At 70.6% G+C, this 18785-nt stretch carries 10 protein-coding genes; 6 read left to right on the plus strand and 4 right to left on the minus strand.

Annotation, left to right across the window (positions count from 1 at the left end):
• From ACWPXK_RS14490 to ACWPXK_RS14505, 4 genes are read left to right on the plus strand one after another with little or no spacing between them, the layout of a single operon-like run.
• Positions 1-282 carry a hypothetical protein gene (locus ACWPXK_RS14490; RefSeq protein ID WP_454196631.1) on the plus strand — a complete coding sequence of 94 codons (282 nt, stop codon included), beginning with the start codon at positions 1-3 and terminating at the stop codon, positions 280-282.
• Positions 279-1325, plus strand: coding sequence for an NAD-dependent epimerase/dehydratase family protein (locus ACWPXK_RS14495; protein WP_454196632.1), 1047 nt, complete (start codon positions 279-281; stop codon positions 1323-1325). The genes ACWPXK_RS14490 and ACWPXK_RS14495 overlap by 4 nt, the downstream gene beginning before the upstream one ends.
• A 25-nt stretch (positions 1326-1350) precedes the next feature.
• Positions 1351-2550: a peptide synthetase gene (locus ACWPXK_RS14500; protein WP_454196633.1), complete on the plus strand. Its 1200-nt coding sequence runs from the start codon at positions 1351-1353 to the stop codon at positions 2548-2550.
• The gene (locus ACWPXK_RS14505; RefSeq protein ID WP_454196634.1) at positions 2547-4664 is read left to right on the plus strand and encodes an MMPL family transporter; all 2118 of its coding nucleotides are present in this window, start codon (positions 2547-2549) and stop codon (positions 4662-4664) included. Before ACWPXK_RS14500 ends, ACWPXK_RS14505 begins: the two co-directional genes overlap by 4 nt.
• Positions 4665-5038: 374 nt before the next feature.
• On the opposite strand, the gene recD is transcribed toward ACWPXK_RS14505, so the two are convergent.
• The 3 genes from recD to recC form a co-directional block, all read right to left on the minus strand.
• Entirely contained in the window at positions 5039-6928 is a 1890-nt protein-coding gene (gene recD / locus ACWPXK_RS14510; protein WP_454196635.1) for an exodeoxyribonuclease V subunit alpha, read from the minus strand.
• Positions 6925-10323 carry a UvrD-helicase domain-containing protein gene (locus tag ACWPXK_RS14515; protein WP_454196636.1) on the minus strand — a complete coding sequence of 1133 codons (3399 nt, stop codon included), beginning with the start codon at positions 10321-10323 and terminating at the stop codon, positions 6925-6927. The genes recD and ACWPXK_RS14515 overlap by 4 nt, the downstream gene beginning before the upstream one ends.
• Before the next feature lie 244 nt (positions 10324-10567).
• Positions 10568-13942: an exodeoxyribonuclease V subunit gamma gene (recC, locus tag ACWPXK_RS14520; RefSeq protein WP_454196637.1), complete on the minus strand. Its 3375-nt coding sequence runs from the start codon at positions 13940-13942 to the stop codon at positions 10568-10570.
• Positions 13943-14542: 600 nt separating this feature from the next.
• Here recC and ACWPXK_RS14525 point away from each other — a divergent pair.
• Positions 14543-15388 carry a tat pathway signal sequence gene (locus ACWPXK_RS14525; protein ID WP_454196638.1) on the plus strand — a complete coding sequence of 282 codons (846 nt, stop codon included), beginning with the start codon at positions 14543-14545 and terminating at the stop codon, positions 15386-15388.
• 214 nt (positions 15389-15602) lie between these two features.
• On the opposite strand, the gene ACWPXK_RS14530 is transcribed toward ACWPXK_RS14525, so the two are convergent.
• Positions 15603-17090 carry a cytochrome P450 gene (locus ACWPXK_RS14530; RefSeq protein ID WP_454196639.1) on the minus strand — a complete coding sequence of 496 codons (1488 nt, stop codon included), beginning with the start codon at positions 17088-17090 and terminating at the stop codon, positions 15603-15605.
• A 229-nt stretch (positions 17091-17319) separates the two neighbouring features.
• On the opposite strand from ACWPXK_RS14530, the gene ACWPXK_RS14535 reads away from it, so the two are divergent.
• Complete coding sequence (locus tag ACWPXK_RS14535) at positions 17320-18753, plus strand: NAD(P)/FAD-dependent oxidoreductase (protein WP_454196640.1); 1434 nt, start codon at positions 17320-17322, stop codon at positions 18751-18753.
• Positions 18754-18785 lie beyond the last annotated feature (32 nt).

Here is an 18785-nt window from a genome sequence, read left to right on the forward strand (position 1 = left end):
ATGAAAATTACTTTATTTCGGGCAATTCCCGTACTCGGGTGGCTGTATTTGGCCGGCGGCGCGCTGGCCGCGGCAACCGACCGTGTCCCGGACAGCCGGCTGCTGCGCACGGTGTGGTGGATCGACGCGTTCCTCAGCATCGTGGTGCACGCGGCCCAGATTCCGGCGGCCCTGCGCGCCGCCGAGGGCTCGGGCCACAGTCGGCTCGAGACCGCGGTGTTGACGCAGATCTTCGGCTTGACCTGGTGGCGGACTCAGCCCGGCAAGGAGATAGAGCAATGAGCAAAGTTCTGGTAACCGGCGCGTCCGGATTTCTGGGCGGGGCGCTGGTGCGCAGGCTCGTGCGCGACGGCGAGCACGACGTGACGATCCTGGTGCGCCGCACCAGCAACCTGACCGACCTGCGCGACGACATCGACAAAATCGAACTGGTCTACGGCGATCTCACCGACCCCGCCTCGCTGGAGGAGGCGACCCGCGGCGTCGACATCGTGTTCCACAGCGCGGCGCGGGTGGACGAGCGCGGCACCAGGGAGCAGTTCTGGAACGAGAACGTCCGGGCCACCGAGCGGCTGCTCGAAGCCGCCCGCCGAGGCGGAACCGGACGGTTCGTGTTCATCTCCAGCCCGAGCGCGATGATGGACTACTACGGCGGCGACCAGATCGACGTCGACGAATCGGTGCCGTACCCGCGGCGCTACCTGAATCTCTACGCGGAGACCAAAGCCGCGGCCGAGCGAGCCGTCCTGGCCGCCAACAGCCCGGGATTCCGCACCTGCGCCCTGCGCCCACGCGCGATCTGGGGCGCGGGCGACCGGTCCGGTCCGATCGTGCGGATGCTCGGCCGCGCCGGTATGGGGACACTGCCGGACCTGTCCTTCGGCCGCACCGTCTACGCCTCGCTCTGCCACGTCGACAACATCGTGGACGCCTGTGTGAAGGCGGCGGACTCGGACGCGGTGGGCGGCAGGGCGTATTTCGTCGCCGACGCCGAGAAGACCGATGTCTGGCGTTTCCTCAGCGAGGTCGCCACCCGGCTCGGGTACCGGCCACCGACCCGGAAGCCCAACCCCACGGTGATCAACGCGGCGGTGCGCGTGGTCGAGACGATCTGGCGCATCCCGGCCGTCGCGACCCGCTGGTCGCCTCCGCTGTCGCGCTACACCGTCGCGCTGCTGTCCCGCAGCGCCACCTACGACACCACCGCCGCCGCACGAGATTTCGGCTACCAGCCGATCGTGGACCGCGACAGCGGACTCGCCGACCTCCTGGCATGGCTGGAAACCCAGGGCGGTCCGGTCGAACTCACCCGGAATCTGCGCTGAACACCCACCGGTACCGGAGGCCAGGATGAGCAACGCCACCGTCTTTCGCAGAAAGATCACTCCCACCGAACATCTGTACTTCTCCACGCGCGCGGTGACTCCGCCGTTCGTCATGCACATGGCCGTCCACGGCGACGGCAGCCTGGACCCGGGGGCATTGCAGCGCGCCGTCGACGCGGCTTCGGCGGTCAACCCTGGTGCACGCCTGGTCCGCGACGGTGACGACTGGGTGGACTGTGGTCTGGCCGCCAGCGTGCGCCACGTGCCGGGCTGGTCGCTGAACTACGCCGCGCTGGAGAAGGACGCGGTGCTGAACACACCTATCGGTCCGACGCCGGACCGGACCACCGAAGTGCTGCTGCTCACCGGCGAACAGACCACCATCGTGTTCCGTGCCTTCCACGGCGTGATGGACGGGATGGGCATGCGCCTGTGGGTGGACGACGTGTTCCGCGCGCTGCGCGGACACCCGCCGATCGGCGCGCCCGACCCGATCGCCGACGCCGAGCTCGTGGCAAGGATCGGCGCGCCCGGCACACCGACCCTGGTGCTGCCCACCTTCAAGGCGGCGACCGGACGCGGCCGCCAGAATCGGGCGGCCCCGCGTTGGCTGCTGCGCCACCGCACGATCAACGCGACCGGAAAGGGGATCGTCGCACGGATAGCGGCGATCCTGGCCGCGGAGTCGGGAGCCGAGTCCCGCTTCATGATTCCGGTCGACCTGCGCAGGCACGACCCTGTCCTGCGCTCCACCGCCAATTTGGCACTGCCGCTGTTCCTCGACGTCTCCCCGGGCGAGAGCTGGGAGACGATCAGCGGCCGGATGCGCGGCGGGCTGCGGGAACGGCGGGAGCTGAACCAGCTCGACAATGGCCGCCTGTCGAAATTCCCATCCGGCGTGATCCGCGGGGTGCTGCGCACGAGCAACTGGCTCGGAGCGCGACTGAACCGGAACATGGTCTCGGCCACCGTGTCGCACATGGGCACGGTCGATCTGGACGAGATGGCGGTGCCCGGCTGGACGCCGACCAGTGTGCGGTTGCTGCCCCAGCACAGCGGCGCGATGCCGCTGCTGTTCACCATGATCGAAGCGCACGGGAAGCTGGAGCTCACCGTCTCCTGCCGCAATGGCTCCGGCATCGAGGCCAGGTTGGAGGCGCTGCTGGACAAGATCGCCGCGCGGCTGGAGGCCGAGCTGGCGATGCCCGAGGTGGTCGCGCGATGACCGCCCCGATCCGCTTCGTCCTTGCCCGGCCCCGCATCGTGCTCGCGCTCGTCGCCGGGGTGATGCTGCTGGCCGGTCTGCTCGGACTCGGAGCGTCCGACAAAGTCACCGCGGCCGGTTTCGTCGATCCCGGCAGCGAGTCGTCGCGAGTCGACGAGTTGGTGAGCGAGCACTTCGGCCCGCAGAATCCCGACGTGGTCGTGCGGTACACGGCACCGGAGGGACAGACCATCGACGATATCGGCGCCCGCGTCCAAGAGTCGCTGGCCCGGATCGACCCCGCCATGCTGCAACGACCGATCGAAACCTACTGGAACGCGGGGTTCGCTCGTAAACAGTTCCTACGGTCGGCGGACAATCGGCACGCTCTCGCGGTGGTGTATCTCGCCGGTGACGCCAACCAGCGCGTCAGCGTGTATCCGGACATCGAACCCGAGCTACGGGTTCCGGGTATCGCGACCGATCTGTCCGGCTACAGCGCGATCTCCACCGAGATCAACGAGCAGTCCCAGCGCGATCTCCTCCGCGCCGAATCACTCTCGCTGCCGCTGACGCTGGGGATCCTGGTGGCGGTGTTCGGCGGGTTGATCGCCGCGTCCTTCCCGGTGGTGGTCGGCGGCCTGACTGTGCTCGGCGCGATGGGCGCGATCCGCGTGCTCGCCGAGGTCACGGAGGTGAGCACGTTCGCAGTGAACGTCGCCTCGCTGCTGGGGCTGGGCATGGCCATCGACTACGGGCTGTTCCTGGTCACCCGGTTCCGCGAGGAGGTCGCCGACGGGCACGACGTGAAATCCGCGATCACCCGCACCTACGCCACGGCCGGCCGCACGGTCGCGTTCTCGGCGCTGCTGCTGATCTGCGCGTTCGCGGGCACGTTCGTCTTTCCGCAGGCGGTGCTGCGGTCACTCGGCATCGGCGCGATCACCGCGGTGGCGCTGGCCGCCGCGCTCTCGCTCACCGTGCTGCCCGCCCTGCTGGTGCTGTTCGGCGCGCGCATTGGCAGCGCGCGGGCCACCGATCGCACCGAGCGGTTCTGGGGACGCTTGGTCGACCGTGTGCTGCGGCGGCCGGGTCTTGTGACCGTGGTCGTCGGCGCCATTCTGCTCCTGCTCGCGGCTCCGCTGTCCGGACTGCGGCTCGGCGACATCGATCATCGCGCGCTGCCCGAGGGCAACGAGATGCGCAGTACCGTCGAGGAACTCACCGCGCAGTTTCCCGCGGCGGGCAGCGGCGTCACCGCCGTGCTGCACGGCGAGGACGGGCCACCGCAGTCGGCCGCCGTCGACGCGACCGCGTCCGCGCTCGGCAAAGTCGAGGGTGTGCGGCAGGTGGTGCAAGTGGGCCGCGCGGAGGACTTCGTGGTTTTCCACGCGTTCCTGAATAGCACCGACCGCACCGAAGAAGCGGGTGCGACCGTGCGTGGCATGCGCGAATTGGCGCCGCCGGACGGCACGGTCGTCTGGATCGGCGGCGACACGGCGGCCACCGTGGACAGCGTGAGCTCGATCGTCGCGCGAATGCCGTGGATGATCCTCGTCATGGTGGCCGCGACGATGGTGCTGCTGTACGCGGCGTTCCGCTCGATCGTGTTGCCGCTCAAGGCCGTCGCGATGGCGTTCCTGAGTTTGGCCGCCACCTTCGGCGTGCTCAGCTGGATCTTCTGCGGCGGACACCTGGCCGGTGTGCTCGGCGTCAGCACCGGACCGATCACCGCGGGCATGCTGGTGCTGATCCTCGCGGTGGTGTTCGGGCTTTCCACCGACTACGAGGTGTTCCTGTTGTCGCGCATGGTGGAGGCACATGACGCGGGCGCCGACACCGCCGCGTCGGTGCGGATCGGCACGGTGAAGACCGCGCGCGTCATCACCGCGGCCGCCACCCTGCTGGTGATCGTCACCGGGGCATTCACGCTGTCTCCGCTGGGGCCGATGCGCTTCCTCGGTCTCGGCATGATCATCGCCCTGGTCGTGGACGCCACCCTGGTCCGCATGCTGTTGGTCCCCGCGCTGGTCCAGCTGATGGGCCCGGCCAACTGGTGGTCGCCGCGCCGCCGCCGTCGGCTCGTCCCGGCCACCGTCGACCGGATCGAGGAGAAGACCCCGACGACCGCTTGATCGGGTACCTGGTGGCCGTCGACGCGACGGCCACCAGGTCCGTTCTCCTCCGGCGCGGACTCCTCCTGAGTCGCCGTTACGCGGCGGCAGCTCTCCGCGCGGGTATAGACGACATTCTCGACACCGGGTCGATGAGCTCGACGCCGGGTCGATTGCAGAGCAGTCCCCGCCCGCGGGACTCGGGTTCAACGATGCGTTCTCAGACCTCCATCGATCCAGGGTCCGAAACCCCTTTCCAAAGGCCCTGGCACGCGAGGACGCGGCACCACCAGCCACGTTGGGAATCTTTCTGCGGCGGCGGGGTTGTCAACGGCGATGGGATCTCTGGACGGGTGTTCGCCTCTGTCTCTTACCGCGCGCCATCCGGTCGCGGTTCACCCTTCCCGGCGTGACAGTCCGCTGGCGCGCAGCACCCGGCGCGCGATACCCGCGCGGATGGACTCGTCGGTTCCGATGATCCGCACGTGACGACGGGCCCTGGTGATCGCGGTGTAGAGCAGTTCTCTGGTCAGCAGTGTCGATTCCGGCTCGGGCAGCACGATGGAGACGGTGTCGTACTGGCTGCCCTGGCTGCGGTGGATGGTCATCGCGAAGACCGTGACGACCGCGGGAAACTGGGTGGGATGCACCAGATACGGTTCGCTGCCGCGTTGCAGCGCTGCCCGGAGTGAGCCGTCGGGCATGCGCACGACGACGCCGGTGTCGCCGTTGTAGATGCGCGCCTCGTGATCGTTCGCGGTCACCAGCAGCGGCTGCCCGGCGTACCACGGGGCCTGGTAGGCGTCGGGGCCCGCTCCCCCGGCGGCGGCCCACTCGGCGGCCATCCGGTCCCAGCGTTCGACGCCGAAGGGTCCTTGGCGGTGCGCGCACAGCAACCGGTGCGATTCGAGCGCGCTCAGCGCGCCCGCCGCGTCCCCGTCGAGCGCCGCGCCGGTGACCGCGCCGGCGGCACGGACGACGTCGGCGCGCACCGCGGTCAGGTCATCGGGCGCGGCCAGCGACAACTCGTCGCCGCCGGTGCGCAACAGCTCGAGGGCGGCGTCCGCGTCACCTGCCCGCACCGCGACGGCCAGGTCGGCGATCCGGCCGCCGAACCTGCGGCCACGGGTCAATCGCACGATGCCGCCGCGCAGACGGGTCCGCTCGAGCGCTGTCAGCGCTTCCGAATGATCCGCGGCCGCTGGGGTTTCCGGGCCGAGAATCTGGTCGAGGACGGGGTTCGGGGTGGTGGCGACCGGTCCGGCGACGAGGTCGGCGAGCACGGCGCCCGCGTCGACCGAGGCGAGCTGATCCGGGTCGCCGACCAGGATCAGGCGGGTGTCCGGGCGCAGCGCGGCCAGCAGCCTGCTCATCATGGTCAGCGAGACCATCGACGTCTCGTCGACGACGATCACGTCGTACGGCAGGCGGTTGAACTCGTGATGCCGGAACCGGGTGCCGCGCCCGCGTTGCCAGCCGAGCAGCCGATGCAGGGTCGCGGCGGTGAGGTCCGGGAGTCCGAGCGAATCGGCTTGTTCTCGAACGGCTTCCTGCAAGCGCGCGGCCGCTTTGCCGGTCGGTGCGGCCAGCGCGATGCGCAGCGCGGGCAGCTTGGGCTCGGCCTTGCGGTGTGCGACCAGCAGCGCGATGATCCGCGCGATCGTGTGGGTCTTTCCGGTGCCGGGCCCGCCCGCCACCACGGTGGTCCAGTGCGTCGCCGCGAGCGCCGCCGCCAGCCGCTGGCGATCCGGCGCCGCGCCGGCCGGTGCGTCGAACAACCGGTCCAGCTCGCGACGCACGATCCGCGGGTCGACTGCGGGGTGCTGCGCGGACCGCTCGGTGAGCACCCGCCGGATCGTCTGCTCCTGCCGGTAATACCGATCCAGGTAGAGCAGGGGGCCGGAATCGCCGGGCCCTTGGGATTCGACCAGCCGCAGTGGCCGCAACGGCCCCGCAGGTCCGCCGCACACCAGGGGGCTGACCCGCAGTGCGGCCACCACCGCCGCGATTTCCGGCCACGGCAGCGTCGCCGGATCGATGCCCGCGTCCCACGTTTCGTCGGCGTCGACGCCGATCTCCCGCATCCGGCGCAGTTCCAGGCACACCGAGCCGGAGCGCACCGCGCGCACGGCCAGCGCCGCGGCGAACAGCACCTCCTCCGACGATTCCCGGCCCAGTCTGCCCAGCCGCAGCGCCACGTGCACGTCGGCGGCCGACAGCACACCCGCCTCGTTGAACGTGCGCAACAGGCCGGTTCCCCGCTGCGCCACCTGAATCGAGGTCATCGCCCGGCCTCCCCGGCCAGCAGCGCCGACAGTGCGACGACCAGATCGGCGGGCGGATACCAGTCGAAGACGCCGCAACCGGACGGCGTTTCCGGTCCGACCATGCCGCGCACGAACAGGTATCGAACGCCACCGAGATGACGCGCCGGGTCGTAGCCCGGCAGTCGCCAGCGCAGATATCTGTGCAGCGCAACCGAATACAGCAGCGCCTGCAGCGGATAGTGGGAGCGCAGCATCTCGGCGGCCATCCGGTCGCGCGTGTAATGCGCGACGGTGAGATCGCCGGTGCCGAGCCGGTTGGTCTTGTAGTCCACGATGACGAACCGCGGCGCCGCGTCATCCGGGATGCGCAGCACGGCATCGATACTGCCGGTCAGGTAGCCGCGCAGCGGGATGTCCTCCAGTGCCGCCATCAGGTCCGCGTACGCGTACAGGTCGTCGTCGGCCGGGAGGTGGGCGCGCAGCAGGTCGGCGATCCGTCGCAGCGTCGCCGCGGTGGAGACGGCCTGGTCGCCACCCGCCAGCGGCAGTTCGAATTCGAGTTCGGTGAGACGGTCGCGGCGGGCGACGTCGGCCAGGCAGCCACGCCCGAGCGGTGTCCGCAGCACCGCGAGCAGCGCGGTGGCGAGCTGTTCGTGGTCCACCTCGGCCATCAGTTCCGCCACCGCCTCGCGGCACCGGTCGCGTACCTCGGCCGCCAGATCGGCGCGATCGGTATCGATCCGTTCCAGCACGCTATGCACGAGGGTGCCGAATTCCGCGCCGTAGGGCAGCGCGTTCATCAGCGAGGCGGTGCCGGTGGGCTCCGGCTCGGGCGCGCCGATCGGCGGTGCATCCGGGGGCTCGTCGCCGGGATCCCTGGTGTCCTCCGGTTCGCTGTCGGTCTCCAGTGCCGGTCCGTGCGCCGCCGCGGTGAGCGCCGAGTACGAGGTGCGCCGCCACTGCTGGTCCAGGACACGGTCGAACCGCGCGGCCGCCAGCTCGCCCAGCGCGGGTTCGGTACGCACCCGCCGGATCGGAACGTCGTCGCTCGCGGCCACCGCCGTCACCGAGACAGCCGCTCCCGCGTCCTGGGCCCAGGCCGAAAGAGCTGACGCGGCCACGGCATCCGCGGGCACGGCGGCGCGCGCGGCGACCGCGGCGCCCCGGTCGGCCCGTCCGAAGACCATCCGGTGCAGCGGGGAAGCCGCGGTGGTGATCGCAGGCGCCCACCAGGCGACGATCTGGCACATCGCCCGCGTGAGCGCGACGTACAGCAGCCGCAGCTCCTCGCCCGCCTCCTCGGCTTCGCTGCGTGCCTTGCGTTCGGCGTAGCCCGCCGCGTCCGGCCCGCCCACGTCGAGCACGCGCGCACCCGCGTCGTCGTGGAACAGCAGCGTCGCGGGGTACGGGTTCTTCGCGCTGTCCCAGGCGAACGGCAGGTAGACGACCGGGAATTCCAGTCCTTTGCTGGCGTGCACGGTGGCGATCTCCACGGCGGCGGCGTCCCGGTCCAGCCTGCGGCTGCGGTCGGCGACGGCGCCGGAGGCGGGATCGCGCACCCGGTCGGCCAGCCATCGGGTCAGCGCGGTCAGCCCGAGTCCTTCGGTGAGCGCGACCTGGTCGAGCAGCTGCGCGATGTGCCGCAGGTCGGTGAGCCGGCGCTCCCCGTTCTCCACGGCGAGCAGCCGCTGCGCCAGGCACGCTTCGGCGGAGATCTTCTCGAAGACGGCCGCGAAGCCCGCGCGGGTGAACAGCCGCGCGGCCTCACGCAGTTGCGCGCTGACCCGCCCGACGAGATCCGCTCCCCCGCTGTCGATCTCGGCCGCGGTGATACCGAGCAGCGGGGTGCACGCGGCCAGCCGCACCCGGTCGCCGCGGTGTGGCTGTTCCAGCGCCCGCAGCACCCACAGCCAGTCGGTCGCGCTACTTGTCGCGAAGACGCTGGTGCCGCCGGCGAGCACGGAGGCGACGCCGACGCGGTCCAGTGCGGCGCGCACCACCTCGATCTGCGAGCGGGTCCGCACCAGCACCGCGATGTCACCGGGTCCGATCGGCCTGCGCGCCGCGTCGCCGGGCACCGCCTCACTCGAATCGGCCACAGCCATAACGGGTTCGGCTTTCACATCGAGCAGCACGCCGGATTCGAGCAGGCGGACGATGTCGGCGGCCAGGTCGTCGGCGACCTTGGCTCGCATGCGGCCGACGGACGGGAACCCCGATTTGTTCAGCGGCCCGGCGCCCGTGCGGGGCAGGCATCGCACGCGCATCGGGGTGATCAGCTCCTCCGGACCGGACAACCGCGACCACGGTCGGGTCGGGGTGACCGGATGCACGCCGATTTCCTTGTGCCCCAGCGCGGCACCGCCCTGGAGGTGGTCCAGCGCGGCCAGCAGTCCCGCGTCGCTGCGCCAGTTGGTGGTGAGTTCCTTGCGGGTGTCGGCGTGCGCGACCGCGTCCAGGTAGCTGAGCACCTCGGCGCCGCGGAACGCGTAGATCGCCTGCTTCGGGTCGCCGACCAGGACCAGGGTGGTATGCCCGTGGAACGACCTGCGCAGGATGTCCCATTGCAGCGGGTCGGTGTCCTGAAATTCGTCGACCAGGGCGACGCGGTAGCGTGCGCGGATGCGGCGGCACGCGCGGGGGCCGTGCTCCGGATCGGCGAGTACGTCGTGCAGCAGCACCAGTAGATCGTCGAAGTCGCGCAGCCCGGCCAGCCGTTTGCGTCGTTCGGTCTCCGCGCGGACGGCGTGCGCGAACGCCACCCGCTCGCTCGCACCGGACTCGCCGTCGGGGACCAGCGCGGCGTGCCGGTCCCGCACCGCGGCCAAGGCGAGCGTGCGGGCCTCCTTCACCGGGAACGGAGGTTCGGCACGGGCGTACCGGTTGAGGTAGAGATCGTCGACGACCGTGGCGACCAGGTCGTCCACGTTTTCCACCAGCCGGGTGCCGGGATCGTGTTCGCCCGCGAACCCGAGTTCGTCGAGCATGCGCTGACAGAAGCTGTGCGTGGTGGCGATGGTGCCCGCGTCGAAATCCGACAGCGCCGTCAGCAGGCGGCGACGCCGCAGGCGCACCTCCGCTTCGTCGGCGTCCGCCAAATACCGGACCAGCTCGTCGGCATGTGCCCGCGCCGCGTCCGGGTCGGCCAATCCGGCGGCGACGGCGACGAACCGGTCGCGGGTGCGTTCCCGCAGCTCCTGGGTGGCGGCGCGGCTGAACGTCACCAGCAGCAGCTGAGACACCTCGATACCGGCCTCGGCGACGTAGCGTACGGCGAGCCCGACGATGGCATGCGTCTTGCCGGTGCCCGCACTGGCTTCCAGCACGGTCGTTCCGGTCGGCAAGGGCCCGTACGGCTCGAACGCGGCGGCGTCGAACGCGGGCGCGGTGAAGGAGGTTTCCTGGACGGTCACGCGTGCCTCCCTCCTGCGCGGCCGGACGTCACGCGATCTGTGGACGTCGCGAACGCGCGGTGGATCGGCCACGCCGCGCCGACCGGATCCGATGTGCCAGCCGGATACGACTGTCCGAGCTGCCATTCTGCCGTGCACCCGACCGCGCAACGGCGACCAACACGCGCCATGGCGGTGGTGGATTCCAGTGCGCCGCGCCGAAGCGTGCCCGCCGGACGGCGCCGCCGGGCCGCATCGTGACCGATCACGGCTGCCCCTGGCTTTCCGCGGCCAGCAGCGGAGCCCAGATCCGCCGGGCCAGCGCGCCGAAGCGGGTGGTCTCGCCCGGCTCTCCCGCGGGCGCGGGCGCGGCCATGAGGTCGTCGAGCCGGGGCGCCGGGCCCCAGACGTAGCGCAGGTGGCGGTCGGTGTGGTCGCCGAATGGTCCGGGACCGTTGGGGCCGCCGTTGAATTCACGCTCCGCCGCGGCGATCGCATCGTCGGTATTCGCCCCGCGGAAGCGGCGTTCGGCGTAGACCGCGGTGGCGGTGGGCGCGACGGGTAGCGGTTCGGTCAGCCCCGCGTCGCGCAGCGCGACGAACTCGCGCAGGATCTCCTCGGCAACCGGCGCATCGGGTGCGGTGAGCTCACAACGCCATGCCGGACGGCCGAATTGGCCACGACCGGTGCTCACCGCGCGCCACGACCGGTCCTCGGTGACGGCGAGAGCGAGCAATGAAACCCACGCGCCGACACGGTGTTTCGGAGCGAGCCGGGAGAAGGTGGTGCGGACCAGCGTTTCGCCGCGCACCTCCGGCACGGTGCCGGTGAGCCTGCGTCCGTTGCCCAGGTCCACCGCGATGTCCACGGCGCGCGGGGTGCCCTCGTAGTCCGCCTGCGCGACGCGCACCAACAGGTCCACGGTGTGCTCGACCTCGTCGAGGACGGCCGCGCCGAAACCGAAGGGCGGCAGTGTGCCGCGCCGCCATTCCGCCGCGCGCAACCCCGCCGGGTCAGCGCCGGTCAGGCGGGCGGCGAGCAGGCGCTCGCCCAGTTCCCACTTGGCGAGGCCGTCGAGTTCGATGGGCAGCCGGTCGGCGATGTCCTCCTCGTGCTCCGGGACGCGCAGGCCGAGACGCTGCCACAAGAAGGCGCGCACGGGATGCTCGGCGAACGAGATCAAGTCGGCCAGCGCCACATCCGTCTTGTCGGCGGGCGGCAGCGGCGCGGGCAGGAACGCGGGCCGCGGCTGCGCGGGCCGGCCGGACGCGTGCGCGCCCGCCAGCGCCGCGGTGTCGAAACTGAACGGGCGCTCGGCTCGGAAATTGCGGCGGTCGAAGTCTTGCAGCGGATGCCGCGTGACCACCCCGTCCATCGCCGAGGCGCCGACGTGCGCCCGCAGCGCGTCCAGCAGTTCGGCGACCGGGATGGCGGGCGGCCGGTGCGCCCCGCTCACCGGATCGGCGCCGGTGTGGAACACCAGCAGTGTGTCACGGGCCGCGAGAACCGCGTCCAGCAGCAGCTGCCGATCCTCGCTGCGCGGATCCCGTTCGCCCAGCAGCGGTTGCCTGGCCAGCAGGTCGTCACCATCCGCGCCGCTCGCGCGCGGGAACACCTCGTCGTCCAAGCCGAGCAACACCACCACGCGGTGCGGCACCGACCGCATCGGCACCATCGTGCAGACGGTGAGCTCCCCGGTACGGAAGTTGGCCCTGGTGGGCCGCGCGGCCAGCCGCGAACGCAGCAGCACCCCGACGTCGGCCAGCCGCAACGACACCTCGCCCGCGTGCTCGGTGGCGGCGGCGAGCTCCTGCCTGGCCTCGGTGCGCACCCACGCCTGGGCCTCCGGCACGTCGGTCAGCAGATCCAACGCGCGGCCGAGCGCCGCCGCCCACTCCTGCGCGGGCCGCGGACCACGCAAGTCGCGCAGGCACACCGCGAGCCGATCGATGAACTCGGCGAAGCGTCCGGCCAAGTCGACATCGTTGCTGTCCACGTCGTCCAGTGGTAGCGCGAGATCCAGCCAGTCATCGGAGGTTTCGCCCGCGGTGACGCCGAGCAGAATCCGGTCCACCGCGCTGTTGAGCGTGTTCTGCGCGAAGTCGGCGAGCCCGAACGCCTGGCGCTGGCGCTGCCCGATCCCCCAGCGCGCGCCGGATTCGGCCGCCCACTCGCGCAGCCGTTCGATATCGTCGTCGTCGAAACCGCAACGGCGCCGGACGGTTTCGGCCGCCGCCAAGTCGAGCACCTGGGTCACGGTCACCCTGCCGTCGGCCAGGTCCAGCAGTACCCCGATCACCGCGAGCAGCGGATTGGTCACTCCGCGCCCCCGGTCGGCCAGGCGCACCCGCAGCCGATGCGCCGGGTGCTCCGAATCATCCTGCGCCTCCGGCGATCCCGGCGTCCGCTGCCCGAACGCAGCGCGTACCAGTGGCGCGTACGTCTCCACTTCAGGGCACATGATCAGCACGTCGCGCGGCTGGAGTGTCTCGTCGGCCGCGAACAGCCCGAGCAGGCATTCCCGCAGGACCTCGACCTGCCGCGCGGGACCGTGGCACGCGTGCACCTGCACGGTGCCATCCGCGCCGACCGCTCCTGGCACCGGCGGCCATCGATCGTCTCGGATGCCCGCCTGCAACGCACGGAGCAATGTTGTGGGCGAATCTCCTTCCGGCGCAACGGTATCGGTTCCGGCCACCGCGGCGGAACTGTGGGTGTCGGAGCCGGTGGCCGCGAGCTCGGCCAGCCGCTGCTGGAGCTCCCGGACGTCACGGGCCAGTCCCGCCAGAAGCGGATGCGACACAGCCGCGGCGCTGCGATCCTCGGCACGGGTGCGTGCCGCGGGCATCCGATCCAACCGCGACCACAGGACGGGGCTCGGATGCGCGAGCCACAGGTGGATGTCGCGGGCGGCGGCCAAGGCCGAGAGCACCGCGAGCTGATCGCTGGGGAGCCGGGTCACCCCGAACAGCGACACCCGCGGGGGAAGCGGGACCAGATCCGGTTGCGCTCGCAGGCGCGCGCAGGCGGCCTCGAGTCGCTCCGCCGGGCTGGGCGCCCCGATCTCGGCGCGCAGCCTGCGCCACAGCATGGGTTGCCAGCGCAGGTCGTCGGGCACCGCGGCGCCCGCGCCGTCGGTGTCCCGGCCCGCCGCCCACTCGGTGATCAGTGCTGGGCGCTGGGTGCCGTAGCTGTCGAACAGCGCGGCCACTTCGGCCGCGGTCGCGTAACGCCGACCGACACGGTGCTCGCGGCCCGCGCCGGCCGGCGCGCCCAGATGCCTGGCCAGCACGGCGCACCACGGCTCCGGCAACGACGCGTCGATCACCCGCAGCAGGGTCCACACGGCCCGTTCCTGCGCCCACGGGTCGTCCTCGGGCGCCACCCCGCTCGCCGCGGCCAGCACTTCGGCGACCAGCGCGGCCGGTGACGGAAAGGCGATGTTCGCGCAGACACCGTCGGCGGAGTTGCCCGCCCCGAGCACCGCCGAGAGCGTCTGCGTCAGCCAGCGCTCCACGCCCTTGGCGGGCACCGCGACCACCTCGGCCGCGAACGGGTCCTCCTGCGGCGACGACAGCACCCCGGCGAGCGCCCGGGCAAGGACGTCGGCGCGCTCGGCACGGTGGATGTGCAGCGGCATCTGCGCCCTCTCGGTCGATGGGTGCCGGGCTGCGCTGGCCTCGGACTTCGTGCACGTTTATACGCCCGGCGACCGACGCGCAATCGCACCGCCCCATCCGGACGTGAGTGAAATAGACCACACGAGAACGGATTACTCCGTCGTGTCACGCGGGCTCCGCGCGACCGATGTGCGACAGTGCTGCACCGGGGAGGGACGAGAGCTGCACCGAAAGGCTGGTTCGCGTTCATGGATGCGATGGTGATTCCCCTGGTTCCGAGAGGCGGATTCACAGTCCGCCGAGTCGGTGACCGTTGGGAGCTCGTCAACTCGCGCCACTACGGTCGTACCGTCGTGCTCCATTCCTGGCCCCGGGACCGGCACACCGAGGCGTTCGAGCACTGCTACCGCCTCAACGGACGGACGGTCGAGGAACTGCGCGCCGCCTTCCGCTGAACCGCTCTGGCCTGCGACGACGGTCGAAACGCGGTGCGACGCAAGCACGAAAACGCCCGAATAGCACAACCCGGACCCGAGCTCAAGACGTGCGTCCGGACCCGCGATGTGCGATCGTGGTCCCTCGTGCGTTATCCGTCGCCCGCCACCCGAACCGTTCCCCGCGTGGCCGCCTCCGCCTGTGTCCTCGCCGCCACGGCTTTCCTCGCTCCGAGCCTGCCCGCCATGCTCCCGACCGCGGGTGCGGCGCCGCTCGCGCATACGCAGGGATGCCTGGCCGGTTTCGACTGCGATATGAGCAGCCGCATCGCCGCCGTCGACGCCTATCTCAAGAACCGTCCCGGCGTCACCGGCTACGTCGTGCGCGACCGGGTGTCCGGCGGTATCTACGCCAATGCCAACGCCGAAAGCGCGGTCTGGACCGCGTCCACGATCAAGCTCGCGATCGCCGCGGATCTGCTGAATCGGGCGCGGGTCGGTGCGATCGCGCTGCCTCCGGAAGACCGTGGCCTGCTGGAATCGATGCTGGCCACCTCGAACGACGGCGCCGCCGACCTGCTGTGGACGAAGTACGCGGGCATCGACCGGATGGCGTTCAACAACGCCTTCCGCGCCAACGGCATGACCTCGCTGGTGCCGCAGCCGACCAACACCGCGCTGTTCCCGGACTGGTCGTTCCAGAAGTGCACCGCCGCGGACCTCGACCGCCTGATGAACCACATCCTCGAGCAGATGCACCCCGACGACCGCAACTACCTGGTGGACCGGATGCGCGCGGTCGACTCCAACCAGCACTGGGGCGTGTGGGGCGCGGGCGCGAAGATGCGCCCTGGCCTGAAGAACGGCTGGTCCGCCGAGGAGGGCGGCTGGGTGGTCAACTCGGTCGGCTTCGCGGGACCGGGCGAGCGCTACACCCTGGCCATCATGACGTCGCTGGGTGACGCGGGCGGCTACACCGAGGGCGCCGACACCGATACCAAGGTCGCGGAGATGCTGTTCGCCGGACGCTGAGTTTGATTTGCAGCGCCTGCGGCGCTGCGTGTTCGCGGCCCCGGGAAGTCTCGCGTCCGAGCGACCGAGACTCGCGCCTGCGGCGCATGCGCTTCGGCCGCTCGGACGCGAGACGGGCCGCGAACGGTGCTCGTAAGACTCGCACCCGACGCTGCTGGGCGGCGTGAATCGGCTGGACTGTGTTTGTTTGCCAGCGCCTGCGGCCGAGTAGGGCCTAACGCCTGCGCAGCGTCATGGGCGCGCCGTCCCTGGGGAACGGGATCGTGGTGAATCCCCAGGGCATCCGGTACTTCTCCGGGATCCGCCACTCGTATTCGCGGACCAAGGCGGCGGTCACCGTCTTGACCTCGAAGGTGCCGAAGTGCATCCCGATGCACTTGTGCGCGCCCGCGCCGAACGGCATCCAGGCCAGGCGGTGCGACTTGTCCTCGCGCCGCTGCTCGCCGAACCGCTCGGGATCGAATCGCTCGGGCTGGGTCCATAGCTCGGGCAGCAGGTGATTCACCTGGTAGGCGAGGTCGACGGGGGCGCCGGCCGGAATGTAGTGCCCGGCGATCTCGGTGTCGCGCACGGCGCGGCGCGACAATCCCGGAACCGGCGGCATCAACCGCAGGCTTTCCTTGACGACCAAGTCCAGATCGCGCAGTCCCTCCAGATCCGCGATGGTCGGCGGCGCGTCGCCGAGCCGCTCGTCCATGCCGAGCACCTCGGCGCGCACCCGCTGCTGCCAGTCCGGGTGTTTGCCCAGGTAATAGGCGACGGCGGTGGCCGTGGTCGTCGTGGTGTCGTGCGCGGCCATGATCAAGAAGATCATGTGGTTCACCACGTCCGCGTCGCCGAAGACGCCGCCGTCCTCGCTGCGCGCGTGACACAGCCCGGAGAAGAAGTCCGGCGATTCGGTGCGGCGCTTCCGCGGCAGCATGGCGGTGAAGTACTCCTCGAGCACCCTGCGGCCGCGCAGCCCGGCCCGCCAGTTGCCGCCGGGCACCGAGTGCCGGATGATGGCCAGCCCGGCGTGGGTGCAGTCGACGAACGCGTCGATGAGCTGCTGACGCCGAGGGCCGACGTCGACGGCCATGAACGTCTCTCCGGCGATGTCGAGGGTCAGCTCTTTGATCGTCGGATACAGCCGGACGGTCCGTTCGGCGTTGCGCCCCTGCGGAACCCACCGCGCGATGCTCGCGCGCACCACCGGGGTCAGCGCCGCCAGGTGTGCCTCCAGCCGGTCCCTGGTGAAGGCCTGCTGCATGATCCGGCGATGGAATTTGTGCTCGTCGAATTCCAGCAGCAGCAGTCCGCGCCGGAAGAACGGGCCGATGAAATAGTCCCAGCCCTGGCCGAAGTCCCGGCGCCGGTGACCGAGCACCTCGTCGAGCGCGTCCGGCCCCGCGACCAGTACCCGGTCCACGCCGAGTGAGGTGTTCAGCGAGACCGGCCCGTAACGGCGGTAGCGCTCCATCATCTCGGCCGGACCCCAGCGCATGTAATGCAGCGCCCGGCCCAGATAGGGCAAGCCGGCATCGCCGCGCACGGCGACGGTGTCGCTGCCGCGCGGCGGAGTGGCCAGCACCTGGCGCCGTTCCGGCAATAACCCCAGCGCACGGTCGATCAGATGATCGTGTGGGACCTCGATCAGCGCGACGTTCTCCGATTCGGCCTGCACGCTGGGTTTTCGGCCGATCACGCGGTCACCGGCGACCATGGCGAACCTCCCTGAGCGACAGTGTCCATCGTAGGCTTTCCGCCGCCCCCGCTCGGCCGGTTCCGCCGCGACGATCCTCCCCGCGGCGATTCGCCGGCGGTGAGATCTCGCACCGCAACACGCCAGGAACGGGGATCTCGCCGTGACGGTGCACGGCGCGGCGGCTACGGTTGGGCGTGTCAGGAACCGTCGCCGGGGACGCCCCCGAGGTCCATCGAGGAGCAGCACGATGAGCAGTCAGACTGTCGGGAACGGTCGTCACCGGGTGGTGGTGATCGGCTCGGGCTTCGGCGGCCTGTTCGGCACCAAGCACCTCAAGCGCGCCGACGTCGATGTCACGCTGATCTCCAAGACCTCGACCCACCTGTTCCAGCCGCTGCTCTATCAGGTCGCGACCGGCATCCTGTCGGTCGGCGAGATCGCGCCCGCCACCCGGCTCGTGCTGCGCAAGCAGAAGAACGCGCAGGTGCTGCTCGGCGAGGTCACCGACATCGACCTGCACAACCAGACGGTGACTTCGCGTCTGCTCGACAAGGACACGGTCACCCCGTTCGACAGTCTGATCGTCGCGACCGGCGCGCAGCAGTCCTACTTCGGCAACGACCGGTTCGCCACCTTCGCGCCCGGCATGAAGACCATCGACGACGCGCTGGAGTTGCGCGGACGGATCCTCGGAGCGTTCGAGCAGGCCGAGCTGGCCACCACCCAGGAGGAGCGCGACCGGCTGCTGACCTTCGTCATCGTCGGCGCCGGCCCGACCGGGGTCGAGCTGGCCGGTCAGATCGCCGAGCTCTCCGACCGCACCCTGGAGGGCACCTTCCACAACATCGATCCGCGCGACGCGCGCGTGGTGCTGATCGAGGGCGCGGGCGCGGTACTCGGGCCGATGGGGCCGAACCTCGGCGGCAAAGCCGAACGACGGCTGATGAAGATGGGCGTGGAGATCCAGCTCAACGCGATGGTGATCGATGTCGACGCGTTCGGCGTCACGGTGAAGGACTCCGACGGCACCATCCGCCGCATCGAGTCGGCGTGCAAGGTCTGGTCGGCGGGCGTGCAGGCCAGCCCGCTGGGCAAGATGATCGCCGAGCAGTCCGACGGCACCGAGGTCGACCGCGCGGGCCGGGTCGTGGTCGAGCCGGACCTGACCGTCAAGGGTCACCCGAACGTGTTCGTGGTCGGCGATCTGATGTCGGTGCCGAACGTGCCCGGCCAGGCGCAGGGCGCCATCCAGGGCGCGACCTACGCGGCCAAGCAGATCAAGGCGGGCCTGAACGGACAGGCGCCGCAGGAGCGGAAGCCGTTCAAGTACTTCAACAAGGGCAGCATGGCCACCATCTCGCGGTTCAGCGCCGTGTGCCAGGTGGGCAAGCTGGAGTTCGGCGGGTTCATCGCGTGGCTGGCCTGGCTGGCGTTGCACCTGTACTACCTGGTCGGATACCGCAGCCGGATCATCACCGTGATCCAGTGGTTCGTCACCTTCCTCGGCCGCACCCGCGGACAGATGGCGGCCACCGAGCAGTGGGTGTTCGCGCGACTAGCCCTGGAGGCCATCAGTACCGGCGACGACGAAGACGCCGAACAACTGGCCGCCGCGCTCGGCGCCTCCACCAACAGCCGGGCCGCGGTGGACAAAGCCAACACCAACGTCAAAGCGGGTTAGATAGCAAACACGTAGTTATTTCAATTCGTGGT

The organism is Nocardia sp. Marseille-Q1738, assembly GCF_965283145.1.

Excerpts from the sequence above, each read along its gene's own strand:
- ACWPXK_RS14495 (WP_454196632.1), top strand. The coding sequence starts at position 279 with ATGAGCAAAGTTCTGGTAACCGGCGCGTCCGGATTTCTGGGCGGGGCG.
- ACWPXK_RS14530 (WP_454196639.1), bottom strand. The coding sequence starts at position 17,090 with ATGGTCGCCGGTGACCGCGTGATCGGCCGAAAACCCAGCGTGCAGGCC.
- ACWPXK_RS14535 (WP_454196640.1), top strand. The coding sequence starts at position 17,320 with ATGAGCAGTCAGACTGTCGGGAACGGTCGTCACCGGGTGGTGGTGATC.
- ACWPXK_RS14505 (WP_454196634.1), top strand. The coding sequence starts at position 2,547 with ATGACCGCCCCGATCCGCTTCGTCCTTGCCCGGCCCCGCATCGTGCTC.
- ACWPXK_RS14490 (WP_454196631.1), top strand. The coding sequence starts at position 1 with ATGAAAATTACTTTATTTCGGGCAATTCCCGTACTCGGGTGGCTGTAT.
- ACWPXK_RS14500 (WP_454196633.1), top strand. The coding sequence starts at position 1,351 with ATGAGCAACGCCACCGTCTTTCGCAGAAAGATCACTCCCACCGAACAT.
- recC (WP_454196637.1), bottom strand. The coding sequence starts at position 13,942 with ATGCCGCTGCACATCCACCGTGCCGAGCGCGCCGACGTCCTTGCCCGG.
- recD (WP_454196635.1), bottom strand. The coding sequence starts at position 6,928 with ATGACCTCGATTCAGGTGGCGCAGCGGGGAACCGGCCTGTTGCGCACG.